The organism is Mesorhizobium sp. M0816 (genome assembly GCF_040320005.1).
Taxonomy (GTDB): Bacteria; Pseudomonadota; Alphaproteobacteria; order Rhizobiales; family Rhizobiaceae; genus Mesorhizobium.
In genome coordinates this window covers 47,215-70,951 of record NZ_JAMYOT010000016.1, presented here as the reverse complement: position 1 = coordinate 70,951, position 23,737 = coordinate 47,215, and the positions used below count along the sequence as shown (strand labels likewise).

The 23,737-nt window shown below is 63.4% G+C and carries 21 protein-coding genes; 8 read left to right on the top strand and 13 right to left on the bottom strand.

All coding sequences use genetic code 11. The features are described from left to right. Window positions 1-10: 10 nt before the first annotated feature. Together NKI17_RS23460 and NKI17_RS23455 are read right to left on the bottom strand one after the other, a co-directional pair. Complete coding sequence (locus NKI17_RS23460) at window positions 11-2,626, bottom strand: TIGR02302 family protein (RefSeq protein WP_352906871.1); 2,616 nt, start codon at window positions 2,624-2,626, stop codon at window positions 11-13. Window positions 2,627-2,838: 212 nt separating this feature from the next. Beyond that, window positions 2,839-3,780 carry a threonine/serine dehydratase gene (locus NKI17_RS23455; protein ID WP_352577214.1) on the bottom strand — a complete coding sequence of 314 codons (942 nt, stop codon included), beginning with the start codon at window positions 3,778-3,780 and terminating at the stop codon, window positions 2,839-2,841. Between the two features lie 50 nt (window positions 3,781-3,830). Here NKI17_RS23455 and NKI17_RS23450 point away from each other — a divergent pair, with 50 nt between their 5' ends. Continuing rightward, on the top strand, window positions 3,831-4,133 hold the full coding sequence (locus tag NKI17_RS23450) for an ArsR/SmtB family transcription factor (protein WP_023677929.1): 303 nt from the start codon (window positions 3,831-3,833) through the stop codon (window positions 4,131-4,133). A gap of 10 nt (window positions 4,134-4,143) precedes the next feature. Here NKI17_RS23450 and lysA read toward each other — a convergent pair whose 3' ends face one another. The 3 genes from lysA to argH form a co-directional block, all read right to left on the bottom strand. Beyond that, window positions 4,144-5,412 (bottom strand): diaminopimelate decarboxylase, encoded by a 1,269-nt coding sequence (gene lysA / locus NKI17_RS23445; protein WP_352724322.1) that lies wholly within the window; start codon window positions 5,410-5,412, stop codon window positions 4,144-4,146. A 15-nt stretch (window positions 5,413-5,427) separates the two neighbouring features. Further along, the gene (locus NKI17_RS23440) at window positions 5,428-5,634 is read right to left on the bottom strand and encodes a hypothetical protein (RefSeq protein WP_023677931.1); all 207 of its coding nucleotides are present in this window, start codon (window positions 5,632-5,634) and stop codon (window positions 5,428-5,430) included. Window positions 5,635-5,705: 71 nt separating this feature from the next. Beyond that, window positions 5,706-7,106, bottom strand: a complete 1,401-nt coding sequence (gene argH, locus NKI17_RS23435; protein ID WP_023677932.1) for an argininosuccinate lyase — start codon at window positions 7,104-7,106, stop codon at window positions 5,706-5,708. 35 nt (window positions 7,107-7,141) lie between these two features. On the opposite strand from argH, the gene tlpA reads away from it, so the two are divergent. Next, window positions 7,142-7,825, top strand: coding sequence for a thiol:disulfide interchange protein TlpA (tlpA, locus tag NKI17_RS23430; protein ID WP_352906870.1), 684 nt, complete (start codon window positions 7,142-7,144; stop codon window positions 7,823-7,825). Window positions 7,826-7,827: 2 nt separating this feature from the next. Here the strand turns inward: tlpA and NKI17_RS23425 are convergent, their stop codons facing one another. Beyond that, complete coding sequence (locus NKI17_RS23425) at window positions 7,828-10,260, bottom strand: bifunctional diguanylate cyclase/phosphodiesterase (protein WP_352906869.1); 2,433 nt, start codon at window positions 10,258-10,260, stop codon at window positions 7,828-7,830. Between the two features lie 298 nt (window positions 10,261-10,558). Here NKI17_RS23425 and ugpB point away from each other — a divergent pair, with 298 nt between their 5' ends. The 4 genes from ugpB (at window position 10,559) to ugpC (ending at window position 14,767) form a co-directional block, all read left to right on the top strand. After that, window positions 10,559-11,869: a sn-glycerol-3-phosphate ABC transporter substrate-binding protein UgpB gene (gene ugpB / locus NKI17_RS23420; protein ID WP_352570556.1), complete on the top strand. Its 1,311-nt coding sequence runs from the start codon at window positions 10,559-10,561 to the stop codon at window positions 11,867-11,869. Between the two features lie 81 nt (window positions 11,870-11,950). Next, entirely contained in the window at window positions 11,951-12,835 is an 885-nt protein-coding gene (gene ugpA / locus NKI17_RS23415) for a sn-glycerol-3-phosphate ABC transporter permease UgpA (protein ID WP_023677936.1), read from the top strand. Between the two features lie 8 nt (window positions 12,836-12,843). Further along, entirely contained in the window at window positions 12,844-13,692 is an 849-nt protein-coding gene (gene ugpE, locus NKI17_RS23410; RefSeq protein WP_352570555.1) for a sn-glycerol-3-phosphate ABC transporter permease UgpE, read from the top strand. A gap of 7 nt (window positions 13,693-13,699) precedes the next feature. Then, window positions 13,700-14,767, top strand: a complete 1,068-nt coding sequence (gene ugpC, locus NKI17_RS23405; RefSeq protein ID WP_352452447.1) for a sn-glycerol-3-phosphate ABC transporter ATP-binding protein UgpC — start codon at window positions 13,700-13,702, stop codon at window positions 14,765-14,767. A gap of 22 nt (window positions 14,768-14,789) precedes the next feature. On the opposite strand, the gene NKI17_RS23400 is transcribed toward ugpC, so the two are convergent. From NKI17_RS23400 to NKI17_RS23390, 3 genes are all read right to left on the bottom strand, one after another. Continuing rightward, entirely contained in the window at window positions 14,790-15,872 is a 1,083-nt protein-coding gene (locus NKI17_RS23400; protein WP_352570553.1) for an ABC transporter ATP-binding protein, read from the bottom strand. Next, complete coding sequence (locus tag NKI17_RS23395; protein ID WP_352577202.1) at window positions 15,869-17,452, bottom strand: ABC transporter permease; 1,584 nt, start codon at window positions 17,450-17,452, stop codon at window positions 15,869-15,871. The genes NKI17_RS23400 and NKI17_RS23395 overlap by 4 nt, the downstream gene beginning before the upstream one ends. Window positions 17,453-17,621: 169 nt before the next feature. Then, a complete protein-coding gene (locus tag NKI17_RS23390) occupies window positions 17,622-18,629 on the bottom strand; it encodes an iron ABC transporter substrate-binding protein (protein WP_352452473.1) in 1,008 nt (335 codons plus the stop codon). Window positions 18,630-18,831: 202 nt separating this feature from the next. On the opposite strand from NKI17_RS23390, the gene NKI17_RS23385 reads away from it, so the two are divergent. Both NKI17_RS23385 and NKI17_RS23380 read left to right on the top strand, forming a co-directional pair. Continuing rightward, window positions 18,832-19,374: a sigma-70 family RNA polymerase sigma factor gene (locus tag NKI17_RS23385; protein ID WP_352489432.1), complete on the top strand. Its 543-nt coding sequence runs from the start codon at window positions 18,832-18,834 to the stop codon at window positions 19,372-19,374. A gap of 1 nt (window position 19,375) precedes the next feature. Further along, entirely contained in the window at window positions 19,376-20,014 is a 639-nt protein-coding gene (locus NKI17_RS23380; protein WP_352906868.1) for an NrsF family protein, read from the top strand. 8 nt (window positions 20,015-20,022) lie between these two features. Here the strand turns inward: NKI17_RS23380 and NKI17_RS23375 are convergent, their stop codons facing one another. From NKI17_RS23375 to NKI17_RS23360, 4 genes are all read right to left on the bottom strand, one after another. After that, a complete protein-coding gene (locus NKI17_RS23375) occupies window positions 20,023-20,901 on the bottom strand; it encodes a 3-hydroxybutyryl-CoA dehydrogenase (protein ID WP_352528900.1) in 879 nt (292 codons plus the stop codon). Window positions 20,902-21,015: 114 nt separating this feature from the next. Further along, window positions 21,016-21,945: an electron transfer flavoprotein subunit alpha/FixB family protein gene (locus tag NKI17_RS23370; RefSeq protein WP_352677733.1), complete on the bottom strand. Its 930-nt coding sequence runs from the start codon at window positions 21,943-21,945 to the stop codon at window positions 21,016-21,018. 19 nt (window positions 21,946-21,964) lie between these two features. Continuing rightward, the gene (locus NKI17_RS23365) at window positions 21,965-22,714 is read right to left on the bottom strand and encodes an electron transfer flavoprotein subunit beta/FixA family protein (RefSeq protein ID WP_352456678.1); all 750 of its coding nucleotides are present in this window, start codon (window positions 22,712-22,714) and stop codon (window positions 21,965-21,967) included. 208 nt (window positions 22,715-22,922) lie between these two features. Beyond that, window positions 22,923-23,726 (bottom strand): rhomboid family intramembrane serine protease, encoded by an 804-nt coding sequence (locus NKI17_RS23360; protein ID WP_352906867.1) that lies wholly within the window; start codon window positions 23,724-23,726, stop codon window positions 22,923-22,925. Between the last annotated feature and the right edge of the window lie 11 nt (window positions 23,727-23,737).

Sequence of the window (23,737 nt, the reverse complement as noted above, 5' to 3'; positions counted from 1 at the left end):
GGGGGCAGCCTTACTTCAGCTCCAGCAACCGCTCCAGATAGCTGCGCTCGATATCGGGGCTGAGTGCGTTGCCGAGCCGCTTGCGGATCGCTTCGAGGATCTGGCGGGCACGCTGCACATCGATCTCGTCAGGCACTCTCACCGAACTTCCGTCATCGGGACCCTCGCTGGTGCGGGGCCGCCCGAGCGGGTCACGGTCGGCATTCTGCTGGCGTCCGCCCTGCCCGTTGCCGCCCTGGTCGCCTTGCATCGCCTGCAGTTGCTTCATCATGTCCTTGGCGCCCCTGCGCAAGGCTTCCAATGCGCGGCCCTGGTGACCGACGGCCTGATCGCCTTCGCCCTCGCCGAGCGCCTGTTCGGCATTGCCCATGGATTTGCCGGCCTCGCCAAACCCCTCATTGGGGTCGAGGCCCATGCCTTCGAGGCTCTTCCTCAATTGATCGAGCTCGCCCTGCAGCTTGCCCTGGCCTTCCTGCAATTGCTTCAGCGCATCAGCAAATTCCTGCGGCGTCATCGGCTTCGGCCGGCCGAGCGGATCGCGGTCGTCACCCGGGCCGGGTTTGCCCTCTTCGCCCATCGGGCCTGGCTCACCGTTCTCGCCGAGCTGCTCGTCGCGGTTCTGCCCGCGCTGTTGCTGGCCGCGCTGCATCTGGTCCATACGGAAAGTGTCGTTCATCATCTCCTGCTGGCGCCGCATGATCTCGCCCAGCTTGTCCATCTGCTGGCGCATCTCGCTGTCTTGCTGGCCGCCTTGCTGCTGGCGGCCTGCCTGCAGATTGTTCATCATGTCCTGCAACTCGGACAGCAATTGCTGCGCCTGGTCGCGATTGCCGGATTTCGCCAGGTTCTCGATCTGGTCCATCATGCGGTCGATGTCGCTCTGGCGCAGTTCCTGACCGTTCTGCTGCATCTGTGGCGCATTCGGATTCTGCTGCGCCCGCGCCGCGAATTCCTGCAGGAACTGGTTCATCGCCTCGCGCAGTTCCTTCATCGCCTTCTCGATCTCTTGGTCGCTGGCGCCGTTCTTGATCGCATCCTGCAGCGCCTGCTGCGCCTGGCGCAGCCGCTTCTCGGCCGCCGACAGATTGCCTTCCTCGATGCCGAGCGCGATCTCCCAGAGGTAAGCGACCTCGTCGCGCAACTGGTCGTCGCTGTCGGCCATCTTCAGCCGGGTGCGGGCGCTCATGATGGCGAGGTAGTGCGCCATGTTGTCGAACGTGTCTTCCGGCCTGAGCGTGATTGCATCCATCAGGTCGAGCACGCGGTCCTTGGCATAGGCGTCGAGCGCCAGTATGCGGCGCTGCTCGACCACAGCCCGTGCCAACGGATTGGAGAATGGCCGCTCCGGCATCACCAGCGTCTTGGTTTCGCTGGTCGCCGTGTGTCCGGCACCGTCGGTGGCGACAAGCGACAGCTTGACGTTGCCACCTGCCCAGACATGGTCGGTCAGATCCTTCGTCGTCTTAGCGGCATTGGCCTTGCCGCCGCGGCGCGGCAACGTCAGCGGCATTTCCGGCGGGCCATAGAGCGGATGCGCGTTGGGCACTTGCGGATCGGCCAATGCGAAAACCGCCTTGGCGGAGGCCGCGCCATAGTCGTCGTCGATCTGGTAGTTGAGTTCGAAGGCGCCGTTGACGGCGCGCTTCGGCTCGCCGACAAAGCGGATCTGCGGCGGCTTGTCGGGAATTATGGCGAAGGCCCAGCGGCCGAGCTCGCCGTCGCTGGACTGCAGCGTCAGCGTGCCGTCGGCCGTTAACTTGCCGCTGAACTGGCGCACGGTGGAAGGCGTTGCCGGACTTGCCTCAGTCTTGGCGGCTTGCGGCCCTGTCGGATCGATGGCGCGGGTGTTGCCGCCGGTGTCGGCGTAGCTCAGCGTTTCCTCGCCCGAACCGCCGGTGACGCGCAGCGACACATCGCTGCCCTCCGGAACCGTGAAGGTCGGCAGCGCTTGAGTGGCGTTGTTGGCCAGGACCGGGGCGTTCAGGAATACCGGCGGCCTGCCGGTATAGGCCGGCGGCGTCACCCAGGCATCAATGCGCGGCGGCACGACGTCGCGGGCGGCACGGGCAACAAAACCGTCGCTCAGCCTGCCGCCCGATGGCCCGAAGGAGAAGGCAAAGGCAGTGACCAACAAAAGCGCGGCAACGGCGCGCAGCGCCCACGGGTCGCGTTCCGGCACGCGTGTGCGCGGCACGTCGCCGCCAAGCTCGCCCAGCCGGTCCGCCATGCGCCGCTGATGCTCGCGCCACAGGGCTTGCGAAAAAATGCTTTCCTTGCCGCTCGGGCGATCGGTCTGGACCTGCACCGGGCTGTGCAGCAATCGGTTGGCCGCCTCGATGCGGCGGTCGACCTCGGCACTGGATGGCGTGCGGAAGAAACGCAGTGGATAGAGTGCGGCAAGCGCTGCGACGCCGAATGCCGTGATAAGACCGATCCGCGCCAGATCGGGCAAAAATGGGAACAGGCCGAGCCACGAAATGCTGAGGAACAGGCTGGCGACGATGATCAGTGGCAGCAGCAATGGCCAGCCGCGTTCGACGATTATCGAGACCTGCGTCCCCAGCCGGCTCAAGGCAAGGCGCCTGGCCAGACTGCGATCGCTGGTGAAAATGGGTCGTTGTGTCATCGGCCCTTCCTGGCCGGGCGGGATAGCCCAGGCCTCACGAGTCTATCGCATGGGCCCGAAAAGTCGATTTTCGGGAAGCACGATGCGAAGACCTAAAATCTTAGCGCGTACTTCGTGCGTCCAAGCGGATGCACATCGCCCTAAGGATACCAACAAACACGGCGAAGGCGAGGCGGTTCCCCAAAACGTGAACAATAATGCCCCGGATATTGTCAGAATTTCGCCGGATTGGCGTTTGCGCCGCAGACCAGTACGGCAACGCGCTCGCCTGCAGCCGGTGCGTAGCGGCCGGACAGGAGCGCCGCGAAGGCGGCCGCACCGCCCGGCTCGGAGATGATTCGCACGCGGTCCCACAGCGCCGCCTGGGCGGCGATAATGTCGTCGTCGCCGACCAGGATCGAGCGCTCGACGAATGCCTCGGCGATAGGAAACATCATTTCGCCGACACGCTTTGGCGCGAGCGAATCGGCGGCGATGCCCTCAGCCGGCGCGTCGACGGGTCGGCCCGCCTCGAAGGCGCGATGAAGCGTCGGCGCACCCTCCGGCTCGACCGCGATTATCCTGATGCGGCCGGAAAACCAGGCAGCGATGCCGCCGATCAGCCCGCCGCCGCCGACGGCGACCAGCAGGGTGTCGAGCTTCGGCAGGTCAGCCTCGATCTCGAGGCCGAGCGTGCCTTGCCCGACCAGCGTCTCCTCCTGGTTGAAGGCGTGGATCTGCAGCGCGCCGGATTTTTCGGCGAAGCTCTCGCTGGCGGCCAGCGCCTCGGCATAACGGGCGCCGCCGACGATCAGCTCGGCGCCGTAGCCGCGGATGCGGTCCAGCTTGGCCTGCGGGCTCACTTCGGGAACAAAGATGGTCGCCTTGTGGCCGAGTCGCATGGCGGCGTAGGCGACGGCGGCGCCGTGATTGCCGCCCGACGCGGCGACGACGCCGGCCGCAGGAACCGGCCGTTCGAGGAGATTGGTGAACGCACCACGCGCCTTGAACGAGCCGGAATGCTGCAAGCACTCAAGCTTCAGGTCGACAGGCAGAGCCGGGCGGCCGAAATCGGCCATGTCGACGCGCAGCACCGGCGTGTGGCGCACGAAGGGCCGGATGCGGGGTTCTATCGCCGCAATGCGCTCGCGTGTGATCGTGTGGCCGTGCAGCATGCTTTCACTCCCAGAGTTGACATTACTTAGTAACTTGGCAAAGTGCCTAAATGCAAGAGGTCGATGTCTTCAAAGCAATCGCCAACGAGCGCAGGCTCCAGATCCTCGATTGGCTGAAGGACCCGCGCGCGCATTTTCCGCCGCAGACGGACGGCGATCTGGTCGAGGACGGCGTCTGCGCGCTGCTGATCGCGGAAAAGCTGGGGATCACCCAGGCAACGCTCAGCGAGCATATGCGCGTGCTCACCCAGGCAGGGCTTTTGCGCAGCAAGCGCATCAAGCAGTGGATATTCTATCGCCGGAATGAGGACAGAATCGCCGAGACCAGGGCGCTCATTCAGCACCGGCTGTAGCTGCAGAGTTCTACTCCAACCAGTCCGGCACCGAGTCCAGTCCGATCAGCTCGTCATAGGTCTGGCGCGGGCGCACAACGTGGAAGCGGTCGCCGTCGACCAGCACTTCCGGTACCAGCAGCCTGGTATTGTAGGTGCCGGCCTGAACGGCGCCATAGGCGCCGGCGGTGGAGACAGCGATCAGGTCGCCGGATTTCAGCCGGGGTAGGTCACGGTCGAGCCCGAGATAGTCGCCGGTCTCGCAAACCGGGCCGACGACGTCGACCTTCATGCGTGGTGCAGCGGCCGGCTGCTGCGCCACCGGCCTGATGTCGTGGAAAGCGTCGTAAAGCGTCGGCCGGATCAGGTCGTTCATCGCGGCGTCTACGACGAGGAAGTTCTTGGCGTCGCCCTCCTTCACGAAGATCACCTGCGAGACCAGGATGCCGGCATTGCCGACGATCAGCCGGCCTGGCTCGAACATCACTTTCAGCCCAAGTTTGGCAACATGCTTCCTGACGATCCGGGCATAGGCATCGGGCAAAGGCGGCGGGTTGTTGTCGACGCGGTAGGGAATGCCAAGGCCGCCGCCGACATCGATGTGCTCGATGGCATGACCGTCGGAGCGCAAGGCGTCGACCAGTTCCACCAGCAGCGCAAAGGCGTCGTCGAAGGGCTGCAATTCGGTGATCTGGCTGCCGATATGGGTGTCTATGCCCGTGACCTTGATGCCCGGCAGCTCAGCCGCGCGCGCATAGACCTTCCGCGCATGCTGCCACGGAATGCCGAACTTGTTCTCGGCCTTCCCAGTCGAAATCTTCTTGTGCGTCCTGGCGTCGACATCCGGATTGATGCGCAGCGAGATCGGCGCGACCTTGCCCAGCGCGGTGGCGCGGGCCGACAGCAGCTCCAGCTCCGGTTCGGATTCGACGTTGAAGCAGAGAATGCCGGCCGAGAGTGCGAAATCCATTTCGCGCGCGGTCTTGCCGACGCCCGAAAACAGGATCTTGCTTGCCGGGATGCCGGCCGCCAAAGCGCGGCGCAATTCGCCCTCCGAGACCACGTCGGCGCCGGCGCCGAGCCTTGCCAGCACCCTCAGCACGGCCTGGTTGGAATTCGCCTTCATGGCATAGCAGACGAGAGCATCGAGCCGGGCAAAGGCCTCGGTGAAGACGCGAAAATGCCTGGTCAGCGTCGCCGTCGAATAACAGTAGAACGGCGTGCCGACGCTGGCGGCGATGTCTGATATCGCCACGTCCTCGGCATGCAGCGCGCCGTCGCGGTAGTCGAAATGGTTCACGAGATTGGTCCGAAATCAGAGCAGCGGGTCGAGGATGAATTTCTTGTCCTCGACAGGTTTTTCCGGCTCCGGCGGCAAAGGTTGCTTGGCCTTCTCGGCGTCCTTGCGGGCCTGCACGGCTGCCGCGTACGGCGTGTCGAGCGCAGCCTTCCTGCCGCAGGCCGCAACGGTGGCCATTGCCGCCAGCAGCGTCAGCGTCACCAAAATCCTGCTTCCGGTCATCGTGCCATCCGTCCGAAACTGTTGCCCGCAGCCGCTTCTAGCCGAGTTTTGCGGCCATTGCACCCCGCGTCTTACGCCTTGGCGAGCCGCTTTTTCCAGTAGCGGATCTGCTTGCGCACCTCGGACGGCGCGGTGCCGCCGAAGCTCGTGCGGCTCTTTACAGAATTCTGCACGGCAAGAACCGAAAACACGTCGGCGCTGATACCGGGGTGAATGGACTGCAGATCCTCCAGCGAAAGCCTGTCAAGCCCGATCTTCCTGTCCTCGGCCAGCGCCACCGCCCGGCCAGTGATATGGTGCGCCTCGCGGAACGGCAGCCCAAGCGTGCGCACCAACCAGTCGGCGAGGTCGGTCGCAGTCGAATAGCCGGCGCCGGCCGCCTTTTTCATCGCGGCAGTGTTCACCGTCATGTCGCGCACCATGCCGGTCATTGCCGCCAGCATCAGGTCGAGCGTCTCGGCCGCGTCGAAGACGGATTCCTTGTCTTCCTGCATGTCCTTGCCATAGGTCAGCGGCATGCCCTTCATCACCGTCAGCAGGCCGACGAGATGCCCGGTGACGCGGCCGGTCTTGCCGCGCACCAGTTCGGCGGCGTCGGGATTCTTCTTCTGCGGCATGATCGACGAACCCGTCGAGAAACTATCCGACAGCCTGACGAAGCCGAATTGCGGCGTCGACCAGATGATGATCTCTTCGGCCAGCCGCGACAGATGCGTCGCGCAGATCGCCGCCAAGCCCAGGAACTCGAGCGCGAAATCGCGGTCCGAAACACTGTCGAGCGAATTGCGCATCGGCTCGCGGAAGCCAAGCGCCTTCGCCGTCTGGTGCCGGTCGATGGAAAAGCTGGTGCCGGCAAGGGCGGCGGCGCCGAGCGGGCTTTCATCCATCCGCTCGATGGCGTCGCGGACACGCGACAGGTCGCGTGCAAACATCTCGACATAAGCCATGCAGTGGTGGCCGAAGGTCACCGGCTGCGCCGCCTGCATGTGGGTGAAGCCCGGCATCACCGTTGCCGCATGCTCCTCGGCCCGATCCAGGAACGCCGTGATCAGGCCCTTCAGCGCCTCGGCGACACGAAAGCATTCGTCCTTGACCCACAGCCTGAGGTCGACCGCCACCTGGTCGTTGCGCGAGCGGGCGGTATGCAGGCGGCCGGCGGCGGGGCCGATCAAATCGGCCAGACGGGCCTCGACATTCATGTGGATGTCTTCCAGCCTGGTCGAGAACTCGAATGTGCCGGCCTCGATCTCTGCGAGGATCGTGTTCAGCCCGTGAGCGATTTTTTCTTGATCGGCCGCCGAAATAATGCCCGTTTGCGCCAGCATCTGGCTATGGGCGATCGAGCCGCGAATATCCTGCGCATAGAGTTTGCGGTCGAACGAGATCGACGCGTTGATCGCTTCCATGATTGCGGCCGGACCCGAGGCAAAACGTCCGCCCCACATCTGGTTGCTGGCCTTCTTGTCGTTCATCGCTATAACCCGTGCTCCGGAGCAGTTTTTCAAAAATGGCAGACGGCAATAGATTTTTCCCGGCTTTGCGTCTCATCCTCGCCGCTTTGGTTGCGGGCGTGCTGGCCGGCGCGGTCGCGGTATATGTCAGGGAAAGCAGTTCTGGCAACAAGGCGCTCGCGCAAGTGGCCGCCGGCGGCGGCAAGGACGACGTCGCCTGCGCCGCCAAGACCGACCGTGCCAAGAAGATCGCCGCCGCTGCCACCGGCCAGGTTGCCGCGCTTTTGCCGGCGGATCCGCCGCAATCGCTGAAAAGCCTTGCCTTCAACGGCCCCGACGGCAAGCCGACGACGATCGCCGATCATGCCGGCAAGACGGTGCTGCTCAATCTGTGGGCGACATGGTGCGCACCTTGCCGCGCCGAAATGCCGGCGCTCGATGCGCTGCAGAAGGAGATGGGCAGCGATGCGTTTCAGGTTGTTGCCGTCAACGTCGATGCCGGCGACGATGCCAAACCGAAGAAGTTCCTGGAGGACACCGGCGTCAAGTCGCTCGGCTACTATCGCGATGCCACGATGGCGCTGTTCAACGACGTCAAGACGCGCGGCCTGGCGCTCGGTCTGCCGGTCACCATGCTGATCGATGGGCAAGGCTGCCTGATCGCCCATATGAATGGCCCGGCCGAATGGTCGGGGCCGGATGCCAAGCGTCTGGTCGAGGCGGCGCTTCAGCCGGGATAGGCTCAGACCGTGCGCAGGCGCGGCTTGAGCACGGCAATGCTTGCGCCGCGTCGGCTGGCGGTGCGGATTGCCGGAGCGGCCACGCCCGTCAGTTCCCCGAATGTCTCGATCGGAGCCGGTTTGCCGAGGTAGTAGCCTTGCCCGATCTCGCAAGCCTCGGCGTCCAGGAACTGCAATTCACCCGGCGTCTCGATGCCTTCTGCCAGAACCGGTAGGCCGAGACCGCGTCCAAGCCCCAGCACGGCGCGAACGATCGCCGCGAACTGGGCGTTCTTGTCGACCGATTTGATGAACGACCCGTCGATCTTGATCTTGTCGAAGGGAAAGGCGCTGAGGTTGGACAGCGAAGAATAGCCGGTGCCAAAATCGTCCATCGCCACATGCACGCCAAGCGCCTTGACCTGCCTCAAGGTTGCCAGCGCGCGCGGCATGTCCTTCACCAGGGCCGTTTCGGTGATCTCCAGTTCGAGCCTGCCGGGGGCCAGGCCGGATCTCGTCAATGCGTCGTGCACCTTGCGGCTGAAGTTCGGATTGTGAAGTTGCACGGCGGAGACGTTGACGGCGACCATCAGCGGGTTTGTCCAGCGAGCAGCATCGTTACAAGCCGTCGTCAGCACCCAGTCGCCTATCTGCGCGATAGCGCCACTGTCCTCGGCCACGGGGATGAAAACGGCCGGAGAAATGTCACCCCGCTCAGGGTGCTGCCAACGGACCAGGGCTTCGAAGCCGATCATCCTGCCGCCGCGGATCTCCTTCTGCGGCTGATAGACGAGGTGGAACTCCTTGCGGGCGATCGCCTGGCGCAATTCATGCTCCATCACGCGCTTGTCGCGGGCCGCGGTGCCCATGGCTATCTCGAAAAACCGATAAGTGTCCCTGCCTTCGGTTTTGGCGCGATGGAGTGCCGTGTCGGCATGGCTGATCAGGCCGGCCTGGTCTTCGGCATCCAGCGGAAAGAAGGCGATGCCGATGCTGGCCGAGACGAGGCCGGAGCCGACCGAAACCCTGTTTTCCTCCCGGATCGCCGCCAGCAAGTCCTCGGCTATCCGGCCTGCGGCCAGGGGGTCGGGGAGGTTCGGAGCTATGATGGCAAATTCATCGCCGCCGAGACGCGCGAGCATCTGTCCGTGGCGCGGGATGCCGGAAATGCAGTGCGCCAGCTTCTGCAGCATAGCATCGCCGGCCCCGTGGCCATAGAGGTCGTTGACTTGCTTGAACCGGTCAAGGTCAAGCAGCAGGAGCGCCAGATGTCCATCCTTGCCGCCACGATCCATCGAGGCGAATTCTGCTTCCAGCCGGGAAGAAAAGCTCCGCCGATTGGCAAGCCCGGTAAGCGGATCGAAATGCGCGAGGCGGAGGATCTCTTGTTCTGCCTTCTTGCGCTCACGGATGTCGCGAACGGCAAGCACCGTATGAGGCCTGCCGCAGTAGGTTATTTTCCTGGCGATCAGCTCGACAGGAATTCTCGCCCCGTCGCTGCCTCTTAACTTCGCTTCCTGCGCCTGTTCGCCGAAGCCGGACATATCGGCTGCGCTCTGTCCGTCGAAAAGCTCGCCGAATTGCATCGTGTTCAGGGTGGCTGTCGCTGTTCCGGTCAGCTTCGCCATACTGTCATTGGCGCTGACAATGCGGGTGCCATCGCAAACGATCAGACCTTCCACCGCCGCATTGGCGAGATCGTGCATGCGATCGGCCTCGAGCTTCTGGCGGCGAAAGCGCAGGTCGATCCATAGCGCGGCACCCGATAGCACAAGGATTATCAGGCTGGCGACCGCTGCGGCAAAGGCCTGGGAAATGGGCTCGATGGAATGTTCGGATATTTCAATCGAGGAGTCCGGAATGATCGACACCGCGGCCATCGCGATGAAATGCAAGCTGCAAATCGCCAGCGTCAAAAGCGCGGCGCCGCCGAAAGTCGCGAGCGCTGACGGACGGCGCAAGACGACAAGGAGCGCCAGTGCCGCGAGGGTCACGCCGGCCAGAAGCGATATCGCGACAAGGAGCAGGTTCCATACGACCCGGCCTTCGACCTCGAAAGCTGCCATGCCGATGTAGTGCATCGTCGCGATGGCGCCGCCCAGAATGGCGCCACCGACGAGGAAATGGTCGATGCCGCGGCGCAAGGTGGCGACCCACATCCCAAGCGCGGTCATGATAACGGCGGCGGCAAGCGAAAAGGCGGATAATCCCGGATTGTATGCGTTCGGGATTCCCGGCGTAAACGCGGTCATGGCGATGAAATGCGTCGCCCATATGCCGAACCCGGTCGAGGCCGCGGCGATCATCAGCCAGACAAGCCGGTTTCGCTCGGTCGATCGGCCGACATGCTTAAGGAGATTAACCGCTGAGAAGCAAGAAATTCCACAGACGAGTGCGGCAAGCGCAACCAGTCTCGGATCGTGCTGACTTACAATACAATTATAGACCGTCAGCATCCTGGTTCACTCGGTCTGCCAAAACTAACAGGGGAGGTGTGACTGATTAGCTCTTGGAGATTTTAACGAATGGTTAACCCGCGGGCCATGAGGCGGGTCTTTTCGGGGGAAAACCGACGCGCCGCTGCGCCGAAAAGACGGTGATGTGATTTCTGGCGCCCGGTTTCGGTAGCGAGTGCACTTTAGGAAGGAATGATGTTCATTGATCCGCAATAAAACCGTTGTCCGATTGTCATCAGCGCCACATATTGGCTTTGCGGAAGTGCCCCTTTCGCCAATGACAAACGGGAGATGAAACATGAAGTTCTTCGGCTTTGCGGCCGGTATCGCCGCGACCGTGACCCTGCTTTCCACCACCTCCGCCTTCGCCGTCACGCAGATCAGCTGGTGGCACGCCATGACCGGCGCCAACGCCGAGGTCGTCGCCAAGATCTCCAAGGATTTCAACGCCAGCCAGAGCGACTATGAGCTCGTTCCGGTGTTCAAGGGCACCTATCCGGAGACGCTGAATGCCGGCATCGCTGCCTTTCGTGCCGGGCAAGCGCCCGATATCCTCCAGGTGTTCGACGTCGGCACCGGCGTGATGATGGCGGCCGAGGGTGCGATAAAGCCGGTGGCCGATGTGATGACCGGCGCCGGGATGACTTTCGACAAGAGCCAGTATCTGCCCGGCATCGTCGGCTATTATTCGAAGCCGGACGGCACCATGCTATCGTTCCCCTACAACTCTTCCTCGCCGATCCTCTACTACAACAAGGACATCTTCCAGAAGGCAGGCCTCGACGTGAACAATCCGCCCAAGACGTGGAACGAGGTGTGGGAAGCTGCCAAGAAGATCAAGACGAGCGGCGCCTCCCCTTGCGGCTATACCTCGACCTGGCTGACCTGGATCCACCTGGAGAATTTCGCGGGGTGGAATGACGTGCCTTGGGCCACCCAGCAGAATGGCCTGGCCGGCGGTGATGTCGAACTCAAGATCAATGCGCCGATTTTCGTCAACCACTTCCAGGCGCTCGCTGACCTGGCCAAGGACGGCACATTCAAATATGGCGGACGCACCTCCGAAGCCAAGCAGATATTCCTCGCCGGCGAATGCGGCATCTTCACCGAATCGTCGGGCGGCCTCGGCGATATCGTCAAGTCCGGCATGAACTATGGCATCGGCCAGCTTCCTTACGACAGTGACGCCAAGGGTGCCCCGCAGAACACGACGCCGGGCGGTGCCAGCCTCTGGGTGTTCGGCAACAAGTCGGACGAGGAATACAAGGGTGTCGCCGCCTTCTTTGCCTATCTGTCCAAGACCGATGTGCAGGAATATCTGCACCAGAAGTCGGGATACCTGCCTGTGACGCTCGCCGCGTATGAGGCGACGAAGAAATCAGGCTTCTATGACAAGAACCCCGGCCGCGAGACACCCATCCTGCAGATGATCGGCAAGTCGCCGACCGACAATTCGAAGGGCGTGCGCCTGCCGAATCTGCCGCAGGTGCGCGATATCCAGAACGAGGAGCTGGAGAAGATGCTGGCCGGCCAGCAAACCGCCCAGCAGGCACTCGACAATGCGGTTGCGCGCGGCAACGCGGCGATCAAGGAAGCGCTGGAGAACTGACGGGATTATCTCGGTTAGTCGGTTGGAATATCGCCCACGCGAGCTCGCGTGGGCGATACCTGGATAGCGAGGGAAATCAGCCTGTCTCCACGCGTCGTCTTTCCCAACAAGATCCTGCCCTACCTGCTGGTGGCGCCACAACTCGCCATCACCCTGGTTTTCTTCTACTGGCCGGCCGGTCAGGCGCTTTACCAGTCGATGCTCAGGCAAGACCCGTTCGGGCTGAAGAGCAGGTTCGTCTGGTTTGCCAATTTCCGGAAGGTGCTGGCCGATCCGGCCTACCTCAACTCGATCAAGGTCACAGTAGTGTTCTCTCTTGCGACCGCGATCGTTGCCATGGTTGTGGCCCTGCTGCTCGCGGTCATGGCCGAGAAGGCCGTGCGCGGCAAAGGCCTCTACCGCACACTGCTGATATGGCCTTACGCCGTGGCGCCGGCGATTGCCGGCATGCTTTGGCTTTTCCTGTTCAATCCCTCGATCGGCTCGTTGGCCTATTTGCTGAGAAGCCTCGGCATCGTATGGGACCCGCTGCTCAACGGCACCCACGCCATGATCCTGCTGGTGTCGGCTGCTGCCTGGAAGCAGATCAGCTACAACTTCCTGTTCTTCGTCGCCGGCCTGCAGGCGGTGCCGAAAACGCTGATCGAAGCGGCGGCCATGGACGGCGCCGGCGAAACCAAGCGCTTCTGGACCATCGTCTTCCCGCTGCTTGCGCCGACAACCTTTTTCCTGCTGGTCGTCAACACCGTCTATGCCCTGTTCGACACGTTCGGCATCGTTCATGCCGTCACCGGCGGCGGGCCGGGCAAGACGACCGAGACGCTGGTCTACAAGGTCTACAATGACGGCTTCGTCAATCTGATCCTGGGCGATTCGGCGGCGCAGTCGGTCATCCTGATGGCCATCGTCATTGCGCTCACAGCGATCCAGTTCCGCTATGTGGAACGCAAAGTCCATTACGGCTGAGGGTAGCGATGATCGGCCAGTCCCCGCTCCGCACCTTCATCGCCCATGCCGTGCTCATCCTCGGCATATTGATCGTGGCTTTTCCGATCTACTACACCTTCGTTGCCTCGACGCACACGCTGCAAACGATCCTCAGGCCGCCCCTGCCGCTCTTGCCCGGCGGCCAGCTATGGAACAATTACAGCGAGGCGCTGTTCGGCGGCATCGGTCGTATCGGCGGGGTCAGCGTCGGCAGGCTGCTCCTCAACACCACGATCATGGCGCTCGGCGTTGCGGTGGGAAAGATCTTCATCTCGATCCTGTCGGCCTACGCGATCGTGTTCTTTCGCTTTCCGCTGCGCATGACCTTCTTCTGGCTGATCTTCATCACCTTGATGCTTCCAGTCGAGGTGCGCATCCTGCCGACCTACAAGGTGATGGTCGATCTCGGCATGATCGACACCTATGCCGGCCTGATCGTCCCGCTGATCGCCTCAGCCACCGCAACGCTGCTGTTTCGCCAGTTCTTCATGACCATACCGGGCGAATTGGTCGAGGCGGCGCGTGTCGACGGTGCCGGGCCATGGCGCTTCTTTTTCGATATTCTGGTGCCGCTGTCGCGGACAAACATCGCCGCGCTGTTCGTGATCCTCTTCATCTATGGCTGGACGCAGTATCTTTGGCCGCTGCTCGTCACCAACAGCAACGACATGAATACCATCGTCATCGCGCTGAGAAAGATGGTTTCCTTCGCCGATGCCGACACCCAATGGCACCTGGTGATGGTCACGGCAATGCTGGCCATCGTGCCGCCGATCCTGGTGGTCGTGCTGATGCAACGCTGGTTCGTGCGCGGTCTGGTCGAATCCGAAAAGTGAGAAGCCGATGGCGACCGTGGATCTGAAGGATGTCAGGAAAATCTATCCCAGCGGCGTCGAGGCCGTGAAGGGCGTTTCCATCGCCATTCCCGACAAGGAGCTTTGCGTGCTGGTCGGCCCCTCCGGCTGCGGCAAGTCTACGCTGCTGAGGATGATCGCCGGGCTGGAGACGATTTCTGCCGGTACAGTCGCCATCGACGGCAAGGTGGTCAACGCCATTGGCCCGACCGAGCGCGACATCGCCATGGTGTTCCAGAACTACGCGCTCTACCCACATATGAAGGTCTATGACAACATGGCCTATGGCCTGCGCAACCGCGGCACGCCGAATGACGAGATCGACAGCAGGGTACGCTCGACTGCCAAGGTGCTGGAGCTTTCGGCGCTGCTCGACCGGCGCCCGCGCGAGCTTTCCGGCGGTCAGCGCCAGCGCGTCGCCATGGGTCGCGCCATCGTGCGCAACCCGAAGGTCTTCCTGTTCGACGAACCGCTGTCCAACCTCGATGCGAAATTGCGCGGGCAGATGCGCATCGAGATCAAGAATCTGCAGCGCTCGCTTGGCGTCACCTCGGTTTATGTCACGCACGACCAGCTTGAGGCGATGACGCTGGCCGACATCCTCGTCGTCATGAACGCCGGCCTGGTCGAGCAGACCGGCGCGCCGCTTGATGTGTACGAGAAACCGGCCTCGACCTTCGTCGCTTCGTTCATAGGCGCACCGCCGATGAATCTGCTGGCGCTCACAGGGGCCTCCCCAAGCTCGGTATTGGCGGACGGTACTGTGATTGGCTTGGCGCCTCGACAGGGCAAGGCAGTGACACTAGGCTTTCGTCCGGAGGACGCCGATATCACCTTCGCGGCAGAGGCGCCGGCCGGCGCGCTCGCGCTGCCGGCAACAGTGGAAGCGGTCGAACCGGTCGGTGCCGAAAGCTTTCTCCATTGCGTGGCAGCCGGCAGCCGCATCGTGGTGCGCGTCTCAGGCCGCGCCAGCGCCAAGCCAGGCGACCAATTGCGCGTCGTGGCTAGGTCCGAAAAGCTGCATTGGTTCGATCAGGCGGGCAAACGGGTCGATTGAAGTCGGCCTTGCGCAAAACCGTTCAGGCAAACACATGCGCCTTGCCCGACACGGTCAGCCGGACGATCTCGCCGATCGCCGGCGCGTCCATGCCCGGCTTGCGCAGGATCAACGGCGTATTGCCGATGGCGGCGGCGTCGGGCGGATCGGGGCTGTTCAACAGACGCACCGCGATGGTGCACATCGAGCCGGCGAACTCCGATTCCGTCACCTCGCCGAACAGCATGTCCGGCGTGCCGGACATGCCTTCACGCGATGTGCGTTTCAGCAACACCTGCTCCGGCCGCAGCATGATGCGGGCGACGTCGCGCCGCTCCGAGCTGTCGACAGCGATGCGGCCGAGCGGCGAGATGGCGAAGCCATCGGCGATCCTTGCCGGCAGGACGATGGCGTCGCCAAGGAACTCGGCGACCATCCTGTCCTTCGGCTTGAAATAGAGCTCGCGCGGCGTGCCGACCTGCGAGAATTTGCCGTCGCGCATCACCGCGACCTGGCTGGCGAATGACAGCGCCTCGGCCTGGTCGTGGGTGACCAGGATGGTGGTGATGCCGGCGGTTTCAAGGAGCTCGGCCACGGCCTTGCGCATCGAGGCGCGCAGGCCGGTGTCGAGCGCCGAGAACGGCTCGTCGAGCAGCATCAGCCGCGGCTTCATGGCCATGGCGCGGGCGAGCGCGACGCGCTGCTGCTGGCCACCGGAGAGTTCGTGCGGACGGCGCTTCAGGATACCTTTGTCCAGCCCGACGACATAGGCGAGCTCGGCGATGCGCTCACTGCGCTTTTCCTCGTGACGCCCCATGCCGAAGCCGATATTGGCGGCGATGCTCAGATGCGGGAATAGAGCGCCGTCCTGCGCCACCAGCCCGATGCCGCGGCGATGCGCCGGCACGGCCGTGTCGCCTTCGGCCAGCACCTCGCCATCAAGCACGATGCGGCCCTGGTCCGGCGCCTCGAAGCCGGCGATCAGCCGCAGCAAGGTGGTCTTGCCGCAACCGGACGGCCCGACGACAGCCGTACGGCTGCCGCTGGCCACGCTGAGGTCGACGCCGGCAAGTGCTGCGACCGGCCCGTAGTGCTTGTGGATGCCGCTCAGCTCGAGAAAGCTCATCGCCCGGCCATCCGCTTCGACTGGACGTAGAGCAACCAGGTCAAAGGCAGCGACATCGCCACCATGATCAGGGCATAAGGCGCCGCCGACGCATAGTCGATCTCGCCGCTATAGGACCAGAACGCCATGGCCAGCGTGCGGGTGCCGTTGGGCGCCAGCATCTGGGTTGCGGTCAATTCGTTCATGATACCCAGCGCGACCAACGCCATGCCGGCTGCGGCGCCCGGCGCCGACAGGCGGATGGTCGTCGACCACAGCGCCTTGAGCGGCGACCGGCCGAGGCTGGAGGCGGCGCGTTCGAGCTCGACCGGCGCCTGTGCGATCGACGCCCTGAGGCTAATCAGGGCGCGCGGCAGGAACATCAGCGCATAGGCGACCAGGATGGTGAACAGGGTCTGGTAGAGCGGCATGGCGATACGCACGGCGATGGTGACCAGCGCCAGGGCGATGACAACGCCGGGCAACGCGCCGACGATATAGTTGCAGCCCTCCAGGACGCGTTGCAGCCGCCCCGGCGCGCGGATCGAAATCCACGCCATCGGCATTGCCGCGACGGTGGCGAGCAGCGCGCCGGCAATTGCTAGGAACAGCGTTTGGCCAAGCGCCAGGCCGATCTCGTCGAGCCGCCAGACATCGGCGCCGCCGGCCATGAGCCAGCGGCCGATAGTGGCGAACGGCACGCCGAGCGCCAGCAGCGTGGTAATGGCAGGCAGCAGCAGGCAAGGAATGGTGGCGCGCCCAAGGCCCGTGCGCTGCTGCTGGCGCGCAGCACCCGAACCGACGCGGGCATAGCGCTCCTCGCCGCGCACCAGCACCTCCAGCCCGAGCAGCACAAGGCAGCAGGTCACCAGCACGCCGGCCAGCATGTTGGCGGCGGGACCGTTGAAGGTCGACTGAAACTGGTCGACGATCGCGGTGGTGAAGGTGTCGAAGCGGATGAAGACATAGAGCCCGTATTCGGCCAGGAGATGCAGGCCGACCAGCAGGGAGCCGCCGCAAATGGCGAGCCGGAGCTGCGGCAGCACGACACGCCTGAACACACGCCACGGGCCGAGACCAAGGGCTGCCGCTGCATCCTCGAGAGCGGGATCGAGCCGGCGCAATGCCGCCGCCACCGGCAGATAAAGGAAGGGGAAATAGGCGATGACCGACACAAGCACGCCGGCCCACAGGCCGTGCAGTCTGGGCACCATGGTGACCCAGGCGTAACTGTGGACGAAGGCCGGAATGGCGAGCGGCGCCACCGACAGCCAGGCCCATAGGCGGGCACCCGGCAGATCGCTGCGCTCGGTCAGCCAGGCCAGCATGACCGACAGCACGATCGAGATCGGCACCGCCAACACCACAAGCAGGCTGGTGTTGACCAGAAGTTCGCCGACGCGCGGCCTGAACACCAGCGCCGCCACCGTTTCCCAGCCGGTCTGCACCGCCACCCAGACGATGAAGGCAAGCGGCAGCAGCGCGAAAAGCGAGACAAAGACGGCAGCCAACGCAATCCATGAGACCGACCAACGACGTGCCCGCACGGCCGTGGCGTCGGCCGGCAAGCCTGGGCGTGCGAGATCGATCGCGGATTGCATCAGATCAGACGTTGCGCCAGCTCCGCCCGGAGGCGGAAACGATCGGCGGCGGATAATCTCGCGGGTAGCTTGTGGTCATAGGCAAATGCCATCTTGAAAACAGAGCGCTCCTGTGGAAAGCGAATTCCCACAGGAGCGCAGTCGGTTGCCCTTTTAGGACGAACGCCGGCTAAAGCAAGCCGGCCGCCGTCATCAGGTCGGTCACCTTTTTCGAGTTCAGCGTCGTCGGGTCGACTTTCGGCGCCTGCAGATCGGCCAGCGGCACCAGCTTCGGATTGGACTCGGCGCCCTTGCCGACTGCGTATTCGAACGAATCGCCTGTTTTCAGCACGTCCTGGCCGCCATTGCCGGTGACCCATTTCAGGAAAGCCTGCGCTTCCTTCGGGTGCTTGCTCGAGGCCAGCACGCCGCCGCCGGAAATCGAGACGAAAGCACCGGGATCCTGATGCTTGAAATAGTGCAACTCGACGTTCTTGCTGTTCTCGCCGGTCTTGGCCTGATCGCCGTAGTAGTAATAGTGATAGATCACGCCGCCTTCGACCTCGCCGGCATTGACCGCCTTCATCACCGTGCTGTTGCCCTTATAGGCGGTAAAATTCTCCTTCATCGCCTTCAGCCATTCGGCCGTCGCCGCCTCACCCTTGAGCTGCAGAAGCGCGCTGACGATCGCCTGGAAATCGGCGCCGGAGGGCGAAGCGGCCCAGCGGCCCTTCCAGCTCGGATCGGCGAGATCGAGCAGCGATTTGGGCAGCTGGTCGGCGCTCAGCTTGGTCTTGTTGTAGGCAAAGACGGTGCTGCGCGCGGCAACGCCGACCCATTTGCCGCTCGCCGGCTGGTACTCCTGCGGAACCTGGGCCAGCGTCTCGGTGTCGACCGGTGCGAACAGGCCGGCCGCCTCGACCAATGCCATGGCCGGCGAATTCTCCGTCAGGAATACATCGGCGGGCGAAGCGGTGCCTTCCGCAACGATCTGATTGGAGAAATCGCTGTCGCCGCCATTGCGGACGGTAACCTTGATGCCGGTTTCCTTGGTAAATCCCTCCGCCCAGGCCTTGGTCAGGTTTTCGTGCTGGGCGTTGTAGACGACGATGCCCTCGTCCTCTGCTATTGCCGGGCCGGCGATCAGGCTGATTGCAAGTGCTGTCGCACCGGCAAGGGCGGAAAGAGCATATTTCATGGCGTCGTCCTCGATTTCGATGGTCTTTGGCTTGGCACGCTGCACCTACCAATACCTGACTGGTGCAGTCAACATTGCTGGCCCACTCAATCGCTCAAAAGGAGCAAACTTTCGTGATGCTCAGCTAATTTGCCTTGGACATTATTTCGCCGGCCCCGTAACAAATCAGCGCCGAGACGCGAATATCGGGGAGTGAACTCTTGTGAGCGGCAAGGACGAAGCCGAGCTTTCACGGCTGCTGCGGGCCGCGATCGCCGGAGACGAAAGGGCCTATGCCGACTTTCTGCACCGGATCGCCGCGCTCGTTCGTGGCTTTGCCCGGCGCAAGATCGTGCAGGGCGGGGTGGATCCCGAGGATGTCGTGCAGGAAACCTTGCTGGCCATTCATGTGAAACGACACACCTGGCGCCATGATGCGCCGGTGCTGCCTTGGGTCTATGCAATAGCCCGCTTCAAGCTGATCGATGCGTTCCGGCGGCGCGGTCGGCGGATCGAGATCGAGATCGACGAAATCGCCGAGACCTTTGCCGAGCCGGAATCGGAGACGGTCAGCGAGCGCGACGTCAACCGGGCGCTCGACAGCCTGTCGCCGGCACAGCGTTCCGTCGTCTCGGCCGTATCGGTCGAAGGCCGGTCAATCGGTGAGACCGCGGCCAAATTCGGCATCAGCGAGACGGCTGTGCGGGTGTCACTGCACCGCGGGCTTGCCGCCATTGCCAAACGGTTCAGGGCGGGGCGGGAATAACATGAGGACCGAAGATTTCATCAAGGCGCTCGACGCCGATGCCCGCAGCAAGGCGCTGCCGCTAGGCACCGCCTGGTGGCTTGCCGCCGGCGCGGCCATCGTGATCGCGGCCGCGGTTTTCTGGCTGACGATCGGCCCGCGCCCCGACATTGCGATCGCCATGCACACGATGCGGTTCCTGTCCAAATTCGTCTTCACGATTGCTCTTGCCGCCAGCGCCTTTGTCCTGGTGCGTGGGCTGTCGACGCCCGGTGCATCGACCGGCCGGGCGGTGCGCTGGATGGTCGCCGCGCCGCTGCTGGTGATTGTGGCTGTGATTCTCGAACTCTTCGCCATGCCTGCGTCCGACTGGGGCACGCGCCTGGTCGGCACGAACATGGTCATCTGCCTGACCTTCATTCCGTTGATCGGGATCGGCCCGCTTGCCGTCTTTCTCGCGTTGCTGCGCCATGGCGCGCCGACAAGGCCGGTGCTTGCCGGTGCGGCCGCGGGCCTGCTTGCCGGCGGGCTGGCGGCGACCTTCTATGCGGCGCATTGCTTCGACGATTCGCCGCTTTTCGTCGGCACCTGGTATACGATCGCAGTCGCCATCCTTGCCGTGCTCGGGGCGCTCGGCGGACGACTTTTTGTGCGCTGGTAGCGAGGCGATCAGCGTGTCGGAACGGGATGCTCGCCGCGATAGTCGTAGAAGCCGCGCCCGGTCTTGCGGCCGAGCCAGCCGGCCTCGACATATTTGACCAGCAGCGGGCAGGGGCGGTATTTCGAATCCGACAGCCCGTCATGCAGCACCTGCATGATCGACAGGCAGGTATCGAGCCCGATGAAATCGGCAAGCTGCAGCGGCCCCATCGGATGGTTGGCGCCGAGCTTCATGGCGGTATCGATGGCGTCGACCGAGCCGACACCTTCATAGAGCGTGTAGATCGCCTCGTTGATCATCGGCAGCAGGATGCGGTTGACGATGAAGGCCGGGAAATCCTCCGAGACGGTGATCGTCTTGTCGAGCTGCTTCACATAGGTTTTTGCCGCCTCGAAGGTCTGGTCCTCGGTGGCGATGCCGCGCACCAGTTCGACCAGCTTCATCACCGGAACCGGATTCATGAAATGTATGCCGATGAAGCGTTCCGGCCGGTCGGTCTGCGAAGCCAGCCGTGTGATCGAGATCGATGACGTGTTCGTCGCCAGGATGGCCTCGGGGTTGAGCTGCGGGCAGAGCTGGGCATAGATCTTGCGCTTGACCGTCTCGTCCTCGGTCGCTGCTTCGATCACCAGATCGGCGCCCGCAAGGTCGGCCATGGCCGGTGCCGACGAAATGCGCGCCATCGCCTCATTGCGCAGCTTTTCCTCGAGTTTGCCGGAGCCGACCTGACGGGCCATGTTGCCGCTGATCGTAGCGATGCCCTTTTCGATGCGGTCGGGCGAAATATCGTAAACCAGCACCTTATAGCCCGCCAGCGCCGACACATGGGCGATGCCGCCACCCATCTGGCCCGCGCCGATGATGCCGATCGTCTCGATCTTGCTCATTACCCGATCCCGTCGAGGCCTTTGCGGCCCGTTTTTTGTGCAGTGCAAACTAAAAGGGCGGGGCGACTTCGTCTACCCCACCCCTCAGAATTTAATACGCTTTGGCAGAAGGCGTCAAAGCGCCTTTTGCAGTTCCGGCAGAATGACGAAGAGATCGCCGACGAGACCGTAGTCGGCGACCTGGAAGATCGGCGCTTCCTCGTCCTTGTTGATGGCAACGATCACCTTCGAATCCTTCATGCCGGCAAGGTGCTGGATGGCACCGGAGATGCCGACGGCAATATAAAGGTCGGGCGCTACCACCTTGCCGGTCTGGCCGACCTGCCAGTCGTTCGGCGCATAGCCGGCATCGACGGCGGCGCGAGATGCGCCAACCGCCGCACCGAGCTTGTCGGCGACCGGCAGGATGACCTCCTGGAACTTCTCGGAGGAGCCCAGCGCACGGCCGCCCGAGATGATGATCTTGGCCGAGGTCAGCTCTGGACGGTCGGTCTCGGAGAGCTTGTTCTCGACAAAGCTCGACAGGCCGGGATTGGCCGCCGCCTGGACCGTCTCGACCGGCGCGGAACCGCCCTCGGGCGCTGCCTGGAAGGAAGCGGTACGCACCGTGATGACCTTCTTGGCGTCACTGGACTGCACCGTCTGGATGGCGTTGCCGGCATAGATCGGCCGCTTGAAGGTGTCGGGCGACACGACTTCGATGATTTCAGATATCTGGGCGACATCGAGCAGCGCCGCCACGCGGGGCGCGACGTTCTTGCCCGACGAGGTCGCCGGCGCGATGATCGTCTCGTATGGCTCAGCAAGCGAAACGACGAGTGCCGCCAGCGGTTCGGCGAGACGCTCGGTCAGTTCGTCGGCGTCGGCGAGCAGCACCTTGGTGACGCCCTTGAGCTTGGCGGCGGCGTCCGCTGCCGGCTTGGCACCTTTGCCGGCAACCAGCACATGCACGTCCGAAGCGATCTGCAGCGCCGCCGAAAGCGCCTTGGCGGTCTGGTCGGAAAGCGCAGCGTTGTCGTGTTCGGCAATCAGAAGAATTGTCATTTTTTATCCCTTCCTGGCCTTACAGCACGCCGGCTTCGTTTTTCAGCTTGTCTAACAGTTCGGCGACGCTCTTGACCTTGACGCCCGCCTTGCGGCCGCCCGGCTCCTCGGTCTTGATCACTTTAAGCCGCGGCTTGACGTCGGCGCCGTAATCGGCAGGGCTCTTCTCGTCGAGCGGCTTCTTCTTGGCCTTCATGATGTTGGGCAGAGACGCGTAGCGTGGCTGGTTCAGCCGCAAATCGGCCGTGACGATCGCCGGCATCTTCAGTTCCAGCGTCTGCAGGCCGCCATCGACCTCGCGCGTCACCGTGGCCTTGTCACCGTCGAGCACGATCTTGGAGGCGAAGGTGCCCTGCGCCCAGCCGAGAAGTGCGGCCAGCATCTGGCCGGTCTGGTTGGAATCGTCGTCGATCGCCTGCTTGCCGAGAATGACAAGGCCGGGCTGTTCTGCCTCCACGACGCCCTTCAGCACCTTGGCGACGCCCAGCGGCTCAGTCTGCTCGTCGGTCTTGACCAGGATGGCGCGGTCGGCGCCCATGGCGAGCGCCGTGCGCAAGGTCTCCTGCGCCTGCTGCGGCCCGATCGACACGACGATGATCTCTTCGGCCTTGCCAGCTTCCTTCAGCCGGATCGCCTCTTCGACCGCGATCTCGTCGAACGGGTTCATCGCCATCTTGACGTTGGCGAGTTCCACCGCCGAACCGTCCGCCTTCACCCGGACCTTGACGTTCGCATCCACAACCCGCTTCACGGGCACAAGGATCTTCATTTGCCTGTCACCTCTTTCACGATAGTCTCTTCACGCTCGTCGGGCGCGCTATAGCAGCGTGCACCTCTTCAGAGTTGTCGAAAGCCGACATTCCGGACGGAATTCTGGTCTTCGCCACGCCAGTAGGGTGGCGCTTCCGTAGTTGCGGCGACCCCGCGCGTCAATATCCGGGGCGCACTCGGATCCTCGGCGAAGCACTCAAATCGGTTCAGTCCAGACCGGAAACGGTCCCCCGGCCCCAGCGCGGCGCCGGCTGCGCAGGTTGTGGGTCGCTTGGCGCCGGCTCCACGGCTACAGGCACCGGACCGGCGACCACGGCCGGCTCCTCGTCTGCGCCGGCGAGTAGCGGTACGCCGCGGCTGCGCAAGACAAGCACCAGCACGGCTCCAGCGATGATGCCGCCGATATGGCAGGCCCAGGAAACCTGATCCTCGCCCCCCTGGGCGAACATGAAGATCTGGAACAGGATCCACAGGATCAGCGGGATGAAGGCCGGGATGCGCAACGGGATGCGCGCGAAGACCAGCACCCATACCTTCACCCGCGGATAAAGGATCAGATAGGCGGCGACCACACCGGCGATGGCGCCCGACGCGCCAATCAGCGGCACCGGCGAATCCCAGGCAACCAGACCTTGGAAGAAAGCGCCGGCGATGGCGCAAAGCAGGTAGAAGACGAGGTAGCGGACATGGCCGAGTGCATCCTCGACATTGTCGCCGAACACCCACAGGAACAGCATGTTGCCGCCGAGGTGGAAGATATCCGCGTGCAGGAAGGAATAGGTCAGATAGCTCAGGCTCTCCGGAATGACGACAAATTGCGGAGCGAGCTCGACGCTGTCATGCACAACCGACGGGATGAAACCGAGGCCCAGCACCGCGGCGTTGGCGAAATCCTCGCCGCCCAGTGTGGTGACAAAGTAGATCAGCACGTTGAGCGCGATCAGGCTGATCGTCACATATTGCAGCTTGATGTGCCGCAGCCGGTTGGTGTCGTAAAGCGGGATAAACATCGGGCCTCTCC